This window comes from Pelagerythrobacter sp. Soil_C_18 (assembly GCF_057657235.1).
Window position 1 is genome coordinate 217,565 of record NZ_JBDGIU010000002.1, and the last position, 15,863, is coordinate 233,427.

Consider the following 15,863-nt stretch of genomic DNA (forward strand, 5'->3'; position numbering starts at 1 on the left):
CCCGACGGCCGTACTCTCCTCCCCAGGAGATCGTTAGCTGTAGGTGCCGAGCCGGTGATGCAGGGCGTTGATCCGGGCGAGCTCGTCGCGGTCCTCGGTCGTGCGGGCATGGCTGGCCAGCGCGGCGCGCAGCAGCTTGAAGTCCGCAGTCGAGAACAGCGCACGGGCGCGGGACGGTTCTCGGGGCAGCGTTTCGGTGCTCATGTTGCCTCTCCTTCGGGCGGTGTTCGCGGCGGCTCGGGGGTCAGGCCGCCGCGAACTGGTTCATCGTATTCGCCGTTCCGCCGGCTTTCAGCGCGGCTTCTCCGGCGAAGTATTCCTTGTGGTCGTCGCCGATGTCGGAGCCGGCCATGTTCTGGTGCTTCACGCAGGCGATGCCCTGGCGGAGCTCCTCGCGCTGCACCTGCTTGACGTAGCCGAGCATCCCTTCCTCGCCGAAGTAGCGCTTGGCGAGGTTGTCAGTGCTGAGCGCCGCGGTATGGTAGGTCGGCAGCGTGATGAGGTGGTGGAAGATCCCCGCCTCGCGCGCCGCGTCGGCCTGGAAGGTACGGATGCGCTCGTCGGCCTCGGCGGCAAGTTCGGTGCCGTCGTAGTCGACGCTCATCAGCCGCGCCCGATCGTAGGCCGAGAGATCGCGGCCCTCCACTTCCCAGGCGTCGTAGACCTGCTGGCGGAAATTGAGCGTCCAGTTGAAGCTCGGCGAGTTGTTATAGACCAGCTTCGCGTCCGGGATGACCTCGCGGATGCGGCTGACCATCCCGCCGATCTGCCCGATGTGCGGCTTCTCGGTCTCGATCCACAGCAGGTCCGCGCCGTTCTGGAGCGCGGTCACGCAGTCGAGCACGCAGCGGTCCTCGCCCGTTCCGGGGCGGAACTGGTAGAGGTTGCTCGGCAGGCGCTTGGGCCGCAGCAGCTTGCCCTCGCGGGTGATCAGCACTTGCCCATTCGATTCCGTGCCGTTTCCGATCTGCGAGAGATCGACCTCCTCGCAGTCGAGGAACCCATTGTACTGGTCGCCGAGGTCGCCCGGCTCGGTGCTGTAGGCGATCTGCTTGGTCAGCCCGGCGCCAAGACTATCGGTGCGGGCGACGATAATGCCGTCCTCCACCCCGAGCTCGAGGAAGGCGTAGCGGATCGCGCGGATCTTCTGCAGGAAGTCCTCGTGCGGCACGGTGACCTTGCCGTCCTGGTGTCCGCACTGCTTCTCGTCGCTGACCTGGTTCTCGATCTGCAGCGCGCAGGCGCCGGCCTCGATCATCTTCTTGGCGAGCAGGTAGGTCGCCTCTGCATTGCCGAAGCCGGCGTCGATGTCGGCGATGATCGGCACGACATGTGTCTCGTGGTTCTCGATCGCGTGCTCGAGGCGCTTGGATTCGACCTCGTCGCCGCGCTCGCGCGCCGCATCGAGTTCGCGGAACAATATGCCGAGCTCGCGCGCATCGGCCTGGCGGAGGAAGGTGTAGAGCTCCTCGATCAGCGCAGGCACGGACGTCTTCTCGTGCATCGACTGGTCGGGCAGGGGCCCGAAATCGCTGCGCAGCGCGGCGACCATCCAGCCGGACAGGTAGAGGTACTTGCCCTTGGTCGTGCCAAAGTGCTTCTTGATGCTGATCATCTTCTGCTGACCGATGAACCCGTGCCAGCAGCCGAGCGACTGGGTGTAGGCCGCCGGATCGGCGTCATAGGCGGCCATATCCTCGCGCATGATCTTGGCGGTGTAGCGCGCGATCTCGAGCCCGGTCTGGAAGCGGTTCTGCACCCGCATGCGCGCCGCCGCCTCGGCGTCGATCGCATTCCACGGCGCGCCCTGCGCGGCGATGGTGCTCCTGAACTCGTCAATCTTGCCCTGATAGGTCACGTCGGTCGTCTCCTGAAATCGATCGGCCGTTTCCGGCTTCGGAGACATTCATCGCGCGTCAGGCGGCAGCAGGATAGCTAAACTTACAAAGTTTCTTGTCCGATTGCGCAGCATCGTGCAGTATCTTCTGTAAATATGTAAAGGAATTTACATGGCGGATGAAGCCATCTTCGCCGGTCCAGCCTTGCGACGCCTGCGCAAACGCGAGGGGCTGACCCAGTCTGCCATGGCGGCGCAGCTCGCAATCTCGCCGAGCTACCTCAATCTTATCGAACGCAACCAGCGCCCGCTAACCGCGCGGGTCATGGTGCAGGTGGTGGAGCGGTTCGATTTCGACCCCCGGAGCTTACGCGAGTCCGAAAGCGTCGGGGGGGTCGACGGACTCGCGCGGCGGCTTGCGGACCAGCGGTTCGCGGGGCTCTCCATCGATCGCGACGAGATCGGTGAAGTGCTGGCCATGGCGCCGCACTTCGCTGCCGCTTTCGCACAGCTCTACGACACCGCGGGCGAGGGGGGTACGGCAGGGGAAGACCCGCTTGCCGGATCGCGGCGCGAGATCGAGCGCTGGCGCAATCATTTCGCCGATCTCGATGCCGCTGCGGAGGAATTGGCGGACGAACTGCGCCTGTCGCGCGCGGACATCGGCACCGCGCTGGTCGAGCGCCTGCGGGAGCGGCACCAGATCGCGCTGCGTATCCTGCCGCGTGAAGTCATGCCGGAGGCGATCCGGCGGCTCGATCTGCATGCGCGCCAGTTGCAGCTTTCGGAAATGCTCTCGCCCGCCTCGCGCAATTTCCAGATCGCGGTGCAGCTCGCGCAGCTCGAACAGCGCGAGGCGATCCGGACGCTCGCGGCGGGCGGCCAGTTCCAGAACGAGGATGCGCGCAAGCTGTTCGAGCGGCACCTGCAAGGGTACTTCGCCGCCGCGCTGATCATGCCTTACGGCCGTTTCCTGCGCGCCTGCGATGCGACGGGCTACGACTTTCCCGTTCTGATGCGGCGCTTCGGCGTCAGCTTCGAGCAGCTAGCGCACCGGCTGACCACGTTGCAGCGGGTGGGCCAGCGCGGGCTTCCCTTCTTCATGGCGCGGCTCGACCGTGCGGGGCAGTTCTCCAAGCGGTTCGCCGGGGCAAGCGGGGCGACCTTCCTCGAATCCGAAGCAAGCTGTCCGCTGTGGCACGTTCACCGGACTTTCGAACGCGCAGGCGAATGGTGCGTGCAGGAGATCGCACCCAACGTCGCGGAAGCCGCGCCCGATCACTGGCTGACTGTCTCGCGCCTGACTGAAGGCGTTGCTGCGGAGGGGGAGGCGCAGTTCGCCGTCGTCGTCGGTGTGGAGGCGCGCTTCGCGGCGGACCTGGCGCTCGCACGGGCGTTTCCGCTGCGGCGTGAACAGGCGCAGCCGATCGGTCCCGGATGCAGCGGCTGCCACATCCGCGGCTGCCGCCAGCGCTCGCTGCCGCCGCACAATGCGCGGCTTGCATTCGAGAACCACCAGCGCGGAATCACGCCGTTCCGCTTCGGCGTAGAAGACTGATGAGGGAACCGCCGTTGGCGATGGGGAGTTTCCAAAGCGGTAAAGGGAGTAGAGACATGGTAGAAGAGCGAACCACCGACGTCGAAACGCCGCGAGGCGATACCCACACTCACACCACGGTCGTCACCGACGAACCGCGGCGGCGCGGTTCGAGCGGATGGATCATCGCGCTCGTGCTGATCGTCGCGCTGATCGTCGGCATCTATCTGTTCACGCAGACTGGTGGCGCCGAAATCGCCAAGGACAATGCGATCGCCGATGCTGCGGGCGAAGTGGGCGACGCTGCCCAGCAGGCGGGCGATGCGGTCGACCGCGCCGCCGACGAAGTCACCGACGGGAACTGACCCCTTCTGATGCGCGCCCGCCACAGTGGCGGGCGGGCAGCGGTGTAAAATTTACCGACATTTCATTTCTGCGTCCTAGTCCGGCTGTCCTTCGCAAGGATTTTCCGGACCGGGACTGAGATGATCCGCCTGTTCAAGCACTACATTCCCCATGCGGTGCTGCTGCTGGGGCTGGTCGACCTGCTGCTGCTCGTGGCGGCGGGCGAGCTGGCCTGGCTCGCGCGCGCCTCGCAGGCGGGGATCGACACCGGGCCGCTGTCTGATCGGGCCGCGCCGCTCGCCGGCTTCGCGTTGACGGTGTGGATCGCGATGATCTCGGTCGGGGTCTACGGCAGCGAAGCGCTGCGGTCGATGCGCTACGCCTGTGCGCGGCTGCTGGTCGCGATCAGCCTTGCGATCATCGCGCTGTCGTTCATCGACTTCTTTCTTCCGGGGCTGACCTTCTGGCGCTCCACGCTCCTGTTCGCGATGGTAATCTCGGCCGCGCTGCTGGTGTTCGGGCGGCTGCTGATCGGCTCGTTTCTCGGCACGTCCACTTTCCGCCGGCGTGTGATGGTGCTCGGCGCCGGCCGGCGCGCGCAGCGCCTGCGCAAGCTGGCGGACCGACCCGAGAGTGGTTTCGCGATCGTGTCCTACATCGCCATGACCGATGGCGAGCGGGTGGTGGAAGAGGCGATCGCCCGCGCCGCCATCCACGACCTGGGCCGCTTCGTGGAGAATCTCGGCGTAAGCGAGGTGGTTCTCGCGCTGGAGGAGCGGCGCAACGCGCTGCCGCTCAAGGACCTGCTGCGGGTCAAGACGATGGGGGTCCACGTCAACGACTTCAGCAGCTTCATCGAACGCGAGACCGGCCGGGTCGATCTCGATTCCCTCAACCCCAGCTGGCTGATCTTCTCCGACGGTTTCTCGTCCGGCCGCATGGTTTCCAGTGCGGCGAAGCGCCTGTTCGACATTGCCGCGAGCGGTCTCCTGCTGCTGCTCACGCTGCCGGTGATCGTGCTGTTCGCGCTGCTGGTGAAGCTCGACAGCAAGGGGCCCGCCTTCTTCCGCCAGACGCGGGTGGGGCTCTACGGACAGACGTTCAATCTCATCAAGCTCCGCTCGATGACGGCCGACGCCGAGAAGGATGGGGCGAAATGGGCCGAGCGCAACGACCCGCGCGTGACACGGGTCGGCAAGTTCATCCGCAAAGTGCGGATCGACGAACTGCCGCAGGTCTGGACCGTGCTGAAGGGGGAGATGAGCTTCGTCGGCCCGCGGCCCGAAGTGCCCCGCTTCGTCGCCGAACTGGAGGAGGACCTGCCCTATTATGCCGAACGCCACATGGTGAAGCCGGGCATCACCGGCTGGGCGCAGATCAACTATCCCTATGGCGCCTCGACCGAGGATGCGCGGCACAAGCTCGAATACGACCTCTATTATGCGAAGAACTACACGCCCTTCCTCGACCTGCTGATCCTGCTTCAGACCTTGCGTGTCGTGCTCTGGCCGGAGGGCGCGCGATGATCGGGCTCCGGCGCTTCCTCCGCCACCGCTACGACTACCGCGCCGAATGGCTGCGTTTCACGCGGACCATGGGGCAGGGCGGACCGGCGGGTGAGGCACTGCCGGAGCGGGCGATCCGCGCCATTGCGGAGATGACCGAGAGCGCCGGCGGACTGCTGTTCATGCCGGAGCAGGACGGCACTCTCGTTCTCGCGGCGCGCTGGCGCTGGCCCGCGATCGAAGTGCCGGGCATGGCGTTCACGATCGAGTTCGCGGCGGAGGTCGAGCGAACGGGCAGAATCATCGATATCGGCGAGGCGCGCGCCGGACCTGAGCGGGAGCGGGCCGGGGCACCGCCCGAATGGCTTGCCGCCGCGGCGGACGCCTGGGCGCTCGTCCCGCTGCTCCATCTCGACCGTCTGCATGGAGTCATCGTTCTTGCCCATCCGGCCGTGCGACGGCAGCTCGACGGGGAGGACATCGACCTGCTCGGCATCGTAGGCCGGCAGCTTGCGAGCTATCTCGCCGAGCGCGCCGGGCAGGAAGCGCTGATGGAAGCGCGCCAGTTCGACGAGTTCAGCCGCCGCATCGCCTTCGTGATGCACGACGTGAAGAACCTGGCCAGCCAGCTTTCGCTGCTCGCCCGCAATGCCGAGCGCCATTCGGACAATCCCGCCTTCCGCGCCGACATGCTGGTGACCCTGCGCAACAGTGCGGACAAGCTCAATGCGCTGCTCGCCCGCCTCGGACGCTACGGCGCCAACGGCGGGACGCGGCGCGAGCGGGTGGAACTGCGCGAGCTTGCCGCACGAGTGAAGAATCGGCTGGCCGACGGCGCCTCCCTGAGCATCATCGATTCTGGGAGCGTCGCGGTGCTCGCCGACCCGGACGCGCTCGAGCAGGCGCTGGTCCACCTCGTGCAAAACGCGATCGAGGCGGGTGAAGGACACGGGCCGGTCTATCTCGACGTGGCCAGCGACGGCGTGCGCGGGCGGATCGACGTGATCGATTCCGGCGCAGGAATGTCTGCCGATTTCATCCGCGACGGACTGTTCCGGCCCTTCGTCTCGTCCAAACCCTCCGGGTTCGGCATTGGGGCGTTCGAGGCGCGCGAGCTGGTGCGGGCGATGGACGGACGGCTGGACGTCGACTCGCGGGAAGGGATCGGCACCCGTTTCTCGATCAGCCTGCCGCTATTTGCCGCAGCCCAGCTCATTCGCAACGCGGAGGCGGCATGATGGCGCAGGACAAGCCGCGTCTGCTGATCGTCGAGGACGATCTTGGTCTCCAGGCGCAGCTCAGGTGGGCCTACGAAGATTTCGAGGTCGTCTGCGCCACCGACCGCGAGACGGCGCTCGCCGCGCTGCGGGCCGATGCACCGGCGGTGGTGACGCTCGATCTCGGCCTGCCGCCTGATCCCGACGGGGTGAGCGAAGGCTTCGCCGTGCTCGACGCGATCATGGCGCTGAAGCCGGATACCAAGGTGATCGTGGCGTCCGGCCACGGCGCACGGGAGAGCGCGCTCGCCGCGATCGCACGCGGCGCCTACGACTTCTATCAGAAGCCCGTGGATATCGAGGCGCTCGGGCTGATCGTCCGGCGTGCTTGCAACCTGCGGCAGATCGAGCAGGAGAATCGCCGCCTGGCCCTGAGGGCTGCGGAGGACCGGACCGTGCTTGGCGGGCTCGTCACCGCGGCGCCCGAGATGATGAAAGTCGCGCGCACGATGGAGCGGGTGGCGAACACCGGCGTCTCGGTCATGCTGCTCGGCGCGAGCGGGACGGGCAAGGAACTGCTCGCGCGAGGCTTGCACGAGGCGAGCGATCGGGCGGGCGGGCGGTTCGTCGCGATCAATTGCGCCGCAATTCCGGACACCCTGCTCGAAGCGGAGCTGTTCGGGCACGAGAAGGGCGCCTTCACCGGCGCAGTGAAGACCACCGAAGGCAAGATCGAGCAGGCGCACGGTGGGACGCTGTTCCTCGACGAAGTCGGCGACATCCCGCTGCCTCTCCAGGTCAAGCTGCTGCGCTTCCTGCAGGAGCGGCAGATCGAGCGGATCGGCGGCCGCAAGGCGATCGACATCGACACGCGGATCGTATGCGCGACGCATCAGGATCTCGAGGCGATGATCGCCGAGGGCCGCTTTCGCGACGACCTGTTCTATCGCCTCGCCGAGATCGTGGTGAAGATTCCGCCGCTGTCGGAGCGGGCGGGCGACGCGGCCTTGCTCGCGCGGGTGTTTCTCAAGCGCTTCGCGGCCGAGATGAACCCTGGCGTCGGCGGCTTCGCACCCGATGCACTCGCGGCGATCGACGGCTGGAGCTGGCCCGGCAACGTGCGCGAGCTGGAGAACCGCGTGAAGCGCGCGGTGATCATGGCCGACGGGAAGCTGATCACCGCAGCGGATCTCGACCTCGACGCGGCGAACGAGGACGATTTCCCTCTCAACCTGAAGGGCGCGAGGGAACGATCGGACCGCAAGATGATCCGCCACGCACTCGCGCGCAGCGAAGGCAATATCTCGCATACGGCCAAGCTGCTCGGGATCAGCCGGCCAACGCTCTACGACCTGCTCAAGCAGTATGACTTGCAGGCGTAAACCGGTCTTGCGTCGGGCGCTGGCAGGCTTCGCCCTGCTGGCGCTGGTCGCGTGCGGTCAGGGAGAGCCCCAGCTCGCCCCGCTCGATACCGCGCGCGCCGCACTGGCACGTGGCGACGGACTGAGCGCGGAGATCGTGCTGCGGCGGATGCTGGAGCAAGGTACTCCGCGGGCGGACGTCGCGGCCTATCTCGGACAGGCGGAGCTCGCGCAGGGCAAGGTGATCGAGGCGCGCGATTGGCTCGCTTCGGGCGACTTCTCACCTGCCACCAGGGCGCACGGTTTCCATATGCTTGGCGTGCTCGAAATGCGTGGCGGCAACCTTCCCGCCGCCGGTGCTGCATTCGACCGCGCGCTGCGAAGCGATCCCGACAGTCCCGAGTTGTGGGTCGATATCGGCCGGCTGCGTTATCTCGGCGGCGAGCATACGCTTGCTCTCGAAGCGGCGGAGCGCGCGGTCGCTCTCGGCCCGCGCAATCCGGAGGCGTTGCGGTTCAGGGGGCAGCTGACCCGCGATACCCGCGGCCCGGCGGCGGCATTGCCATGGTTCGAGGGGGCGCTGGAAGCAGCGCCGGACGACGCCGACATCCTGGCGGACTACGCCGCCACGCTTGGGGAGAGCGGGCGGACGAGCGAGATGCTGGCTGCCGTGCGCCGGATGGCAGAAGTCGCTCCCCGTGATCCGCGCCTCTATTTCCTGCAGGCCACTCTGGCAGCGCGCGCGGGCGACTTCGATCTCGCGCGGGGGTTGCTCTCGCGGCGCGGCGACCTGGACCGGTTGAGCCCTGCCATGGCGCTGCTTTCGGGTGTGATCGATCTTCGGAGCGGCAACCCTGCGAGCGCCGCGCAGACCTTCGACCGCCTGCTCCTGAGTCAACCCGACAACCGCCGGGCGCGCCGGTTGCTCGCTCATGCGCTGCATCTTTCGGGCAACGACCGCGAACTGGTCTATCGCTTCGGCGATGCAGCGATGCGCTCCGATGCCGATCCCTATCTCGCTGCGACCGTCGGGCGCGCGTACGAGGCGCTGGGGCAGCGGGACAGGGCCGCACCGCTGCTGGAAAAGGCAAGCCGGGTGGATGGACCTCGCCTGGCGCCTCTCGCCACGTCCGTTCCAGTTGAGATCGCGCAGACGCGCGGCGGGGCGACCGGCGCCGATGCCGTCGCGCTCGTGCGCGGTCTGCTCGCCGCGGACCGGCTGCCGGAGGCGGCGGCGGCGGCCGAGGCCTTTCGTGAGCGGTTTCCCGGTTCCTCCGACGCGCTCGGGCTTGCCGGGGATGCCTTGCTGGCAGCCGGGCAGCCGGCTGAGGCGCTCGAGCGGTACCGCGCGGCCGCCGGCATCCGGAGGTCGTGGCCGCTGACGCGCCGCATGCTCGCGGCCTACGCCGTGCAGAACGACCGTTCCGCCGCCTACGCGCTGCTCAACGAGCATTTGCGCGCCGAGCCGCGCAACCGGGAGGCTGCGGCCATGCTTGCACTGCTCGCCTTCGATGCCGGCCGGCGGGAACAGGGCGTAGCGCTGCTCGATCACGCTCTGGTTTCCGGCGGCAGGCGCGATCCGCGGCTGTGGGCGCTGAAAGCCGAAGCCGGTTTGTTGCAGGGCGACGTCAACGGTGCGCGCGAAGCTGCCGAACACGCCTATCGCCTCCAGCGCAGCGATCCGCTGGCGAGGCGCGTTCTCGCCCGCGCTTTTGCCGCCTCCGGCAACGTCGCAGCGGCGCAAGCGCTCGCGGGGCGCTAGCCCACTCGACAGGCGAACGGCCGTTAGGCATGGCCGCGGCGTGGCCATTCCGATCCTCTCTCGCATCGACCCGATGGTGCGCCTGCTTGTTGTGGCCATCGCACTGGCGACGATTTTTCCTGCCGTGGGGGAAGGGCGGGAGGTGGCGCAGGTTGTGTCTAACTTTGCTATCTTTGCGCTGTTCGCGCTTAACGGACTAAGATTGCCGCGCGGCGAGGTGCTGCATGGGCTGCGGCATGCGCGGTTCCTCGTGCCGCTGCTCGTCTGGTGCTTCGGGGCGATGGCGCTGACGGGGCTCGGGCTGTCGCGGATCGGCGCGGGCCATCTGCCGCAGGAGCTTGCGATCGGCTTGCTGTTCCTGGGGACGCTTGCCTCGACCGTCCAGTCGGCGACCGCCTACAGCTCGCTCGCCGGCGGCGACGTCGCGCGGTCGGTCGTGGCGGCGGCACTGCTCAATATCGCGGGTGTGTTCGTTACGGCGCCGCTGTTTGCGGTGATGGGCGGCTTCGGGACGGCCGAGATCGGTATCGGCGGCCTGGGCAAGATCCTCGCGCTGCTGGTCGTGCCGTTCGTGCTGGGGCAGGCGCTGCAGGGCGTCGGACGGTCATGGGTTCGGGCACACCCGGCGCTGGTATCGACAATGGACCGGCTGGCGATCGCGATCGCGGTCTACGTCGCCTTCTCGGGCGCGGTCGAGCGAGGGATCTGGACCACGCTGGAAGCGGGACAATGGGCGATCCTGCTCGGCCTGCTGCTCGCGTTCCTGGCGGTCGGCTTCGGCGGAAGCTGGCTCTTCTCGGGCCTGTTCCGGCTCGACCGGCCGACGCGCATCTCGTTCATGTTCGCCGGCGCGCACAAAAGCGTGGTGAGCGGCGCGCCGATCGCGCTGATCCTGTTCCCTCCGGCGAGCGCGGGCCTCGTGATGGCCCCGCTGCTCGCCTACCACCTGCTGCAATTGGTGGCGTCGGCCCCGCTGGCTAGTCGGCTGTCCCGCTCTCTCCGCTGACCCCTTGGAGCCGGTTGTGGCGGACCGACCACCACAGCGACAGGCCGATCAGGATCGCGCCGATCAGGCCGGTGATCGTTTCCGGAATGTGGACCACCGCGGAGAACAGCATAATCATCCCGAGCACGATGATCGCCCAGAAGGCGCCGTTCTCGAGGAAGCGGTACTGCGCGAGCGTGCCTTGCTTGACGAGGTGAATGGTCATCGAACGCACGAACATCGCGCCGATCGAGAGGCCGAGCGCGATCACGATCATGTTGTTCGAGAGCGCGAAGGCGCCGATCACGCCGTCGAAGCTGAACGAGGCGTCGAGCACGTTGAGGTAGAGGAACCCGCCCAGGCCGCTGCGCACCACCGCACCTTGCAGCCGCGCGGCCTCCGCACGCATTTCGAGAATGGTATTGACCCCCTCGACCGCGATGAAGGTGACGAGGCCGAGAATGCCCGCGATGAGGAACGTGAGGGCATCGGCCGGATCGAGCATCGTCGAAATGCCCCACAGGACCAGCAGGAGCAGCGCGATTTCCGCCGCCGGAAGCGCGGCGAAGCGGGCGAGCTGAACCTCGACAATGCGGACCCAGTGCACGTCCTTGTCGAGATCGAAAAAGAACTTGAGGCCGACCATGGCGAGGAAGGCACCACCGAAGCCGGCGATGCCGACGTGGGCAGAGCTGACGATCTCCTCGTACCGCAGCGGATCGTTGAGCGAGAGATTGAGCGTCTCGACCGGCCCGAGGCCTGCGGCGATGGCGACGATCGCCAGCGGGAAGACGACGCGCATGCCGAAGACCGCGAAGGCGATGCCCCAGGTCAGGAAGCGGCGCTGCCAGACCTCGTCCATTTCCTTGAGCACCGATGCGTTGACCACCGCATTGTCGAAGCTGAGTGAAACCTCCAGCACCGAGAGAACGACGATGATCCACAGCAGCGATGCGGTCGCGCCCAGGTTGCCCCCCGAGCTCGACCAGCCATACCACGCCCCGAGGGCGAGGCAGATCAGCGTGAAAATAAAGGAGAACTTATAGAAGCGAAGCAGCGTAGCCATGCGGGGGTCCCGTCGAAATATCTGCGCTCGTGGAGCGAACGCGCGCTAGAAAATCCGCGGCGGAATCGCAAGTTCCCCGCGCCGCCGTTTGCCGGCCTATTTCGGCTGGTAGGTCTGCTCCTCGCCCGGAAAGGCGCGGCTGCGCACTTCGGCGGCGTAAGTCTCCGCCGCCTTCGCGATGACTTCGGCGATTTCCTCGTAGCGCTTCACGAAGCGCGGAACCCGCTCGAACATGCCGAGCATGTCCTCGGCCACCAGCACTTGCCCGTCGCACCGGGCCGAAGCGCCGATCCCGATCGTCGGACAGGAGATGCTCTCGGTCACCTCGATCGCGATGGGCTCGACCACGCCTTCGACGACGACGGCGAAGGCGCCGGCCTCGTCGAGCGCCTTGGCGTCGCCGACGATCTTGGCCGCCTCGGCGTCGCTGCGCCCGCGCGCGCCGTAGCCGCCGAGCACGTTGACCGCCTGCGGAGTCAATCCGATGTGTCCCATCACCGGAATGCCGCGCTGGCTGAGGAATGCGACCGTTTCGGCCATGGCCGCGCCGCCTTCGAGCTTCACCCCGGCCGCTCCGCTTTCCTTGAGCAGGCGCGCGGCGCTTTCGAACGCCTGCTGCGGCGAGGCTTCGTAACTGCCGAAGGGCATGTCGACGATTACCACCGAATGATAGCTGCCGCGCACCACGGCGGCCGCATGGTTGGCCATCATGTCGAGCGTGACCGGAACGGTGGAGGGGAGGCCGTAGATCACCTGGCCGAGCGAATCGCCGACCAGCAGCAGATCGCAGTGCGCGTCGAGCAACTGGGCCTGACGCGCGGTGTAGGCCGTCAGCATGACCAGCGGTTCTTCGGTAACGCCGTCCTTCTTGCGCTGCCGGATCTTGGGCACCGTGAGGCGGCGCATCGGCTGCGGAGTGGGGGTAGCGCGGCTGGTCGCGGTATCGAGCTGGAAGGTCGTGGACATGCCGGTCTTCTAGCTCGCCGGTGGGGAACCGCCAACCGTGCCCTTGGCCTTGCGCGCGAAACTTGCAACAGGGGCCTGTAAGGAACGGGAAAGGGAACAATCGATGGTCGCAACGCCAAGCGCGCAAGCGGGAACGCAAAACTGGTCCTCGCGCACGGCCTTCATTCTTGCGGCGGTGGGCGCAGCGGTGGGGCTCGGCAATATCTGGCGCTTTCCGACCCTTGCCGGCGAGAACGGCGGCGGGGCTTTCGTGCTGTTCTACCTCGGCTGCGTGCTCTTGATCGGAATGCCGCTGATGCTGTCCGAATTCGTCGTCGGGCGGGCGGGCAAGTCGGATGCGGTGCAGTCGGTCTCGCGCGTGGCCGAACAATCGGGCGTATCCCGCCGATGGCGGGTTTTCGGTGGGATCGAGATCCTTGCCGGCTTCCTTATCCTCTCCTTCTATTCGGTCGTTGCGGGCTGGGTGATCTACTACGTCTGGCTTTCGGGCGGTGATTTCCTCTCCAATGCGTTTGCAGGGGAGCCCCTGCGCGGCGCCTTTCCCGATATGGGCCAGGACGCGGTGAGCGGAATGATGGCGGATCTCTTTGCGAGCCCCGGCCGGCTGATCCTGGTGCACGCGGTGTTCATGGCGGTGACGATCGGGATCGTCGCCAACGGTGTGCACGACGGGATCGAGAAGGCGGCGCTCTGGCTGATGCCCACGTTCTTCGTCCTTCTGATCTGCATCACGATTTACGGAGCATTCACGGGCGACTTCGGCCGCGCGCTGAGTTTCCTGTTTACCCCCGATTTTTCCAAGCTGACGACGCCGGTAATGAACGAGGCGCTCGGCCAGGCATTCTTCTCCCTCAGTCTCGGCGCCGGCGGACTGATCACCTATGGCGCCTACGTCGGGAAGGACGTCAATCTCGGCCCCACGGCGGCGACCATCAGTCTCACGGATACGGCAGTGGCTCTGGTCGCCGGGCTGATGATCTTTCCCATCGTTTTCGCGGTAGGGCTCGATCCGTCAGCCGGTCCGGCGCTGATCTTCCAGTCGCTGCCCGTTGCGTTCCAGACGATGCCAGGGGGATCGCTGATCGGCTTGCTGTTCTTCGTGCTGATCTTCTTTGCCGCGCTGACGAGTTCCATCTCGCTGCTCGAAGGGCCGACCGCCTGGGCAATGGACCGCTTCGGGCTGCGCCGGCCGATGGCTGCATTGCTGCTCGGCTTCATATCGTTCCTGATCGGTATTGCCTGTGCGCTGGGCTATAACGTGTGGGCGGATGTCCGGCCGCTCGGTTTCTGGAGCATCTTCGCCGAGACCGACATCCTCGATACGCTCGACGGATTCACCGGCAAGATCATGCTTCCGCTTGCGGGGCTCTTGCTGGCGATCTTCGTCGGCTGGAGGGCCGATCGACGCCTGGTGGAAGCCCAGAGCGGACTTTCGGGCGGAGCATTTGCCCTGTGGCGTTTCCTCGTGGCCTGGCTGTGCCCGGCGGCGGTGGGTCTGATCCTGCTGTTCGGCCTGTTTCCGAGTTTGTTGACAGGTTGATGAATCCCGCTTGTCAGCGCAACGCGATCGCATAAAACGGCGCGCCGGCTGGGAGGGGCGGGGGATTCTCGCTCGGGCCGCGGAGAGCCCCTGATGTTTCTGGATCGCGTCAAACCGCTGGATGCAATTCTTGCAACGGCGGAAAAGAAGTCGCTGAAGCGTACGCTGGGCTGGTTCCAGCTCACGTTGTTCGGCATCGGCTGTGTCATCGGCACGGGCATTTTCGTACTGACCTCGGTCGGCGCACAGAAGGCGGGGCCGGGTCTCATGCTGGCCTTCGCCATTGCCGGGGCGGTCTGCATCGTCGCGGCGCTGTGTTATGCCGAGATCGCCTCGATGATCCCGGTCGCCGGCAGCGCCTACACCTACAGCTACGCGACCATGGGCGAATTCCTCGCCTGGACGGTCGGCTGGGCGCTGATCATGGAATACGCAATCGCCGCCTCGGCCGTGTCGGTCGGGTGGTCGGGTTATTTCACCGGCACGATCCTGGGAGGGCTGGGCGTAGAATTGCCCGCCTGGCTCAGCGCCGGACCGCTGGCTCTTGGCGGCGCCGAGGGCGGCCTGATCAACCTGCCCGCGCTGCTCATCGCGCTGCTGGTCACCAGCCTGCTGATCGTCGGCACGAGCGAAAGCGCCAAGTTCAACGCCCTGCTGGTCGCGATCAAGGTGACCGCGCTGACTCTCTTCGTCGCGCTGACGCTGACCAGCGTCGAGTTCGACGCGGAGAGGTTCAATCCATTCCTGCCTGCCGGCGTGTTCGGCGGCTTCGGAACCGGGGTTGGCGCCGTGGGCGCGGCGGCGACGATGTTCTTCGCCTATGTCGGCTTCGACGCGGTCTCGACCGCGGCGGAGGAAACCAAGAACCCGCAGCGCAACGTGCCGATCGGCCTGGTCGGATCGTTGCTGTTCTGCACCGTGTTCTACGTTCTAGTCGCCGCAGGTGCGATCGGCACGATCGGCGGGCAGCCGATCATGGACGCCCTGGGCATTCCGCTCGAAACCGGCTCGCCCGAACTCGCGCGGCAATGCGCGATGCCGCAATATGCCGACGCGCTGGTGTGCTCGAACGAGCCGCTCGCGCATGTGCTGAAGGTTCTGGGCTTCTCGTGGTTCGGCAATGCGATCGGGATCGCGGCGATCCTCGCCCTGCCGTCGGTCATTCTCATCCTGATCTTCGGGCAGACGCGCATCTTCTTCGTCATGAGCCGCGACGGCCTGATGCCGGAGATGCTCAGCCGCGTGCACCCGAAGTTCCACACGCCGCACGTGGTGACCGCGATCACCGGCGCGGTCGTGGCCGTGGCGGCCGCGTTCTTCCCGGTCGGGCAGTTGGCCGACATTTCCAATGCGGGGACGCTCTATGCGTTCTTCATGGTGGCGCTGGCGGTGATGGTGCTCCGGCGCCGGGATCCCGGCCGCGCGCGGGGCTTCCGGGTGCCCATACTGTGGCTCATCGCCCCGTTGACGATCGCAGGGTGTCTGTTCCTGTTCCTCAACCTGCCGAGCGCGGCCATGCTGTTCCTGCCGGCGTGGACGGTGCTGGGGCTGCTCGTCTACTTCCTCTACAGCCGCAGTCGCAGCCATCTGGGCCGCGGGATCGTGGAAGTGGTGGACGACATCGGCGGGGAGGAGACGATGATCCCGATCCATCCTGATGGGCGGGCGGACTGAGTTCTCCTTTCTGGAAAACGGGAAAGGGCTGCCTCGCGAGGCAGCCCTTTTTCTTTGTCCGCCGGATC

13 protein-coding genes are annotated in these 15,863 nt (G+C 66.7%); 9 read left to right on the plus strand and 4 right to left on the minus strand.

Going from position 1 to position 15,863, the window contains the following annotated elements; translation table 11 throughout:
- Positions 1-33 precede the first annotated feature (33 nt).
- Positions 34-204, minus strand: coding sequence for a hypothetical protein (locus AC3A5N_RS06700; RefSeq protein ID WP_165271700.1), 171 nt, complete (start codon positions 202-204; stop codon positions 34-36).
- A 40-nt stretch (positions 205-244) separates the two neighbouring features.
- On the minus strand, positions 245-1,858 hold the full coding sequence (locus tag AC3A5N_RS06705) for an isocitrate lyase (RefSeq protein WP_487736816.1): 1,614 nt from the start codon (positions 1,856-1,858) through the stop codon (positions 245-247).
- Positions 1,859-2,009: 151 nt separating this feature from the next.
- On the opposite strand from AC3A5N_RS06705, the gene AC3A5N_RS06710 reads away from it, so the two are divergent.
- The 7 genes from AC3A5N_RS06710 to AC3A5N_RS06740 all read left to right on the plus strand — a co-directional run bounded on the left by AC3A5N_RS06710 (position 2,010) and on the right by AC3A5N_RS06740 (position 10,570).
- Complete coding sequence (locus AC3A5N_RS06710) at positions 2,010-3,395, plus strand: helix-turn-helix domain-containing protein (protein WP_487736535.1); 1,386 nt, start codon at positions 2,010-2,012, stop codon at positions 3,393-3,395.
- A gap of 56 nt (positions 3,396-3,451) precedes the next feature.
- Positions 3,452-3,739: a hypothetical protein gene (locus AC3A5N_RS06715; RefSeq protein ID WP_487736536.1), complete on the plus strand. Its 288-nt coding sequence runs from the start codon at positions 3,452-3,454 to the stop codon at positions 3,737-3,739.
- A 120-nt stretch (positions 3,740-3,859) separates the two neighbouring features.
- Positions 3,860-5,245 carry a TIGR03013 family XrtA/PEP-CTERM system glycosyltransferase gene (locus tag AC3A5N_RS06720; protein ID WP_487736537.1) on the plus strand — a complete coding sequence of 462 codons (1,386 nt, stop codon included), beginning with the start codon at positions 3,860-3,862 and terminating at the stop codon, positions 5,243-5,245.
- A complete protein-coding gene (gene prsK / locus AC3A5N_RS06725) occupies positions 5,242-6,462 on the plus strand; it encodes an XrtA/PEP-CTERM system histidine kinase PrsK (protein ID WP_487736538.1) in 1,221 nt (406 codons plus the stop codon). Before AC3A5N_RS06720 ends, prsK begins: the two co-directional genes overlap by 4 nt.
- Positions 6,462-7,823 (plus strand): PEP-CTERM-box response regulator transcription factor, encoded by a 1,362-nt coding sequence (gene prsR, locus AC3A5N_RS06730; protein ID WP_487736817.1) that lies wholly within the window; start codon positions 6,462-6,464, stop codon positions 7,821-7,823. Before prsK ends, prsR begins: the two co-directional genes overlap by 1 nt.
- Positions 7,824-7,830: 7 nt before the next feature.
- Positions 7,831-9,564, plus strand: coding sequence for a tetratricopeptide repeat protein (locus tag AC3A5N_RS06735; RefSeq protein WP_487736539.1), 1,734 nt, complete (start codon positions 7,831-7,833; stop codon positions 9,562-9,564).
- Between the two features lie 40 nt (positions 9,565-9,604).
- A complete protein-coding gene (locus AC3A5N_RS06740) occupies positions 9,605-10,570 on the plus strand; it encodes a bile acid:sodium symporter family protein (RefSeq protein ID WP_487736540.1) in 966 nt (321 codons plus the stop codon).
- On the opposite strand, the gene AC3A5N_RS06745 is transcribed toward AC3A5N_RS06740, so the two are convergent.
- Both AC3A5N_RS06745 and panB read right to left on the minus strand, forming a co-directional pair.
- A complete protein-coding gene (locus tag AC3A5N_RS06745) occupies positions 10,542-11,615 on the minus strand; it encodes a DUF475 domain-containing protein (RefSeq protein WP_487736541.1) in 1,074 nt (357 codons plus the stop codon). The two genes, AC3A5N_RS06740 and AC3A5N_RS06745, sit on opposite strands and share 29 nt — an antisense overlap.
- A 96-nt stretch (positions 11,616-11,711) precedes the next feature.
- Positions 11,712-12,581: a 3-methyl-2-oxobutanoate hydroxymethyltransferase gene (panB, locus tag AC3A5N_RS06750; protein WP_487736542.1), complete on the minus strand. Its 870-nt coding sequence runs from the start codon at positions 12,579-12,581 to the stop codon at positions 11,712-11,714.
- A gap of 103 nt (positions 12,582-12,684) precedes the next feature.
- Between panB and AC3A5N_RS06755 the strand changes: the two genes are divergently transcribed.
- Together AC3A5N_RS06755 and AC3A5N_RS06760 are read left to right on the plus strand one after the other, a co-directional pair.
- On the plus strand, positions 12,685-14,121 hold the full coding sequence (locus AC3A5N_RS06755; protein ID WP_487736543.1) for a sodium-dependent transporter: 1,437 nt from the start codon (positions 12,685-12,687) through the stop codon (positions 14,119-14,121).
- Between the two features lie 93 nt (positions 14,122-14,214).
- Positions 14,215-15,795 carry an amino acid permease gene (locus AC3A5N_RS06760; RefSeq protein ID WP_487736544.1) on the plus strand — a complete coding sequence of 527 codons (1,581 nt, stop codon included), beginning with the start codon at positions 14,215-14,217 and terminating at the stop codon, positions 15,793-15,795.
- Positions 15,796-15,863 lie beyond the last annotated feature (68 nt).

Excerpts from the sequence above, each read along its gene's own strand:
- AC3A5N_RS06700 (WP_165271700.1), bottom strand. The coding sequence starts at position 204 with ATGAGCACCGAAACGCTGCCCCGAGAACCGTCCCGCGCCCGTGCGCTG.
- AC3A5N_RS06710 (WP_487736535.1), top strand. The coding sequence starts at position 2,010 with ATGGCGGATGAAGCCATCTTCGCCGGTCCAGCCTTGCGACGCCTGCGC.
- AC3A5N_RS06715 (WP_487736536.1), top strand. The coding sequence starts at position 3,452 with ATGGTAGAAGAGCGAACCACCGACGTCGAAACGCCGCGAGGCGATACC.
- AC3A5N_RS06720 (WP_487736537.1), top strand. The coding sequence starts at position 3,860 with ATGATCCGCCTGTTCAAGCACTACATTCCCCATGCGGTGCTGCTGCTG.
- prsK (WP_487736538.1), top strand. The coding sequence starts at position 5,242 with ATGATCGGGCTCCGGCGCTTCCTCCGCCACCGCTACGACTACCGCGCC.
- prsR (WP_487736817.1), top strand. The coding sequence starts at position 6,462 with ATGGCGCAGGACAAGCCGCGTCTGCTGATCGTCGAGGACGATCTTGGT.
- AC3A5N_RS06745 (WP_487736541.1), bottom strand. The coding sequence starts at position 11,615 with ATGGCTACGCTGCTTCGCTTCTATAAGTTCTCCTTTATTTTCACGCTG.
- panB (WP_487736542.1), bottom strand. The coding sequence starts at position 12,581 with ATGTCCACGACCTTCCAGCTCGATACCGCGACCAGCCGCGCTACCCCC.
- AC3A5N_RS06755 (WP_487736543.1), top strand. The coding sequence starts at position 12,685 with ATGGTCGCAACGCCAAGCGCGCAAGCGGGAACGCAAAACTGGTCCTCG.
- AC3A5N_RS06760 (WP_487736544.1), top strand. The coding sequence starts at position 14,215 with ATGTTTCTGGATCGCGTCAAACCGCTGGATGCAATTCTTGCAACGGCG.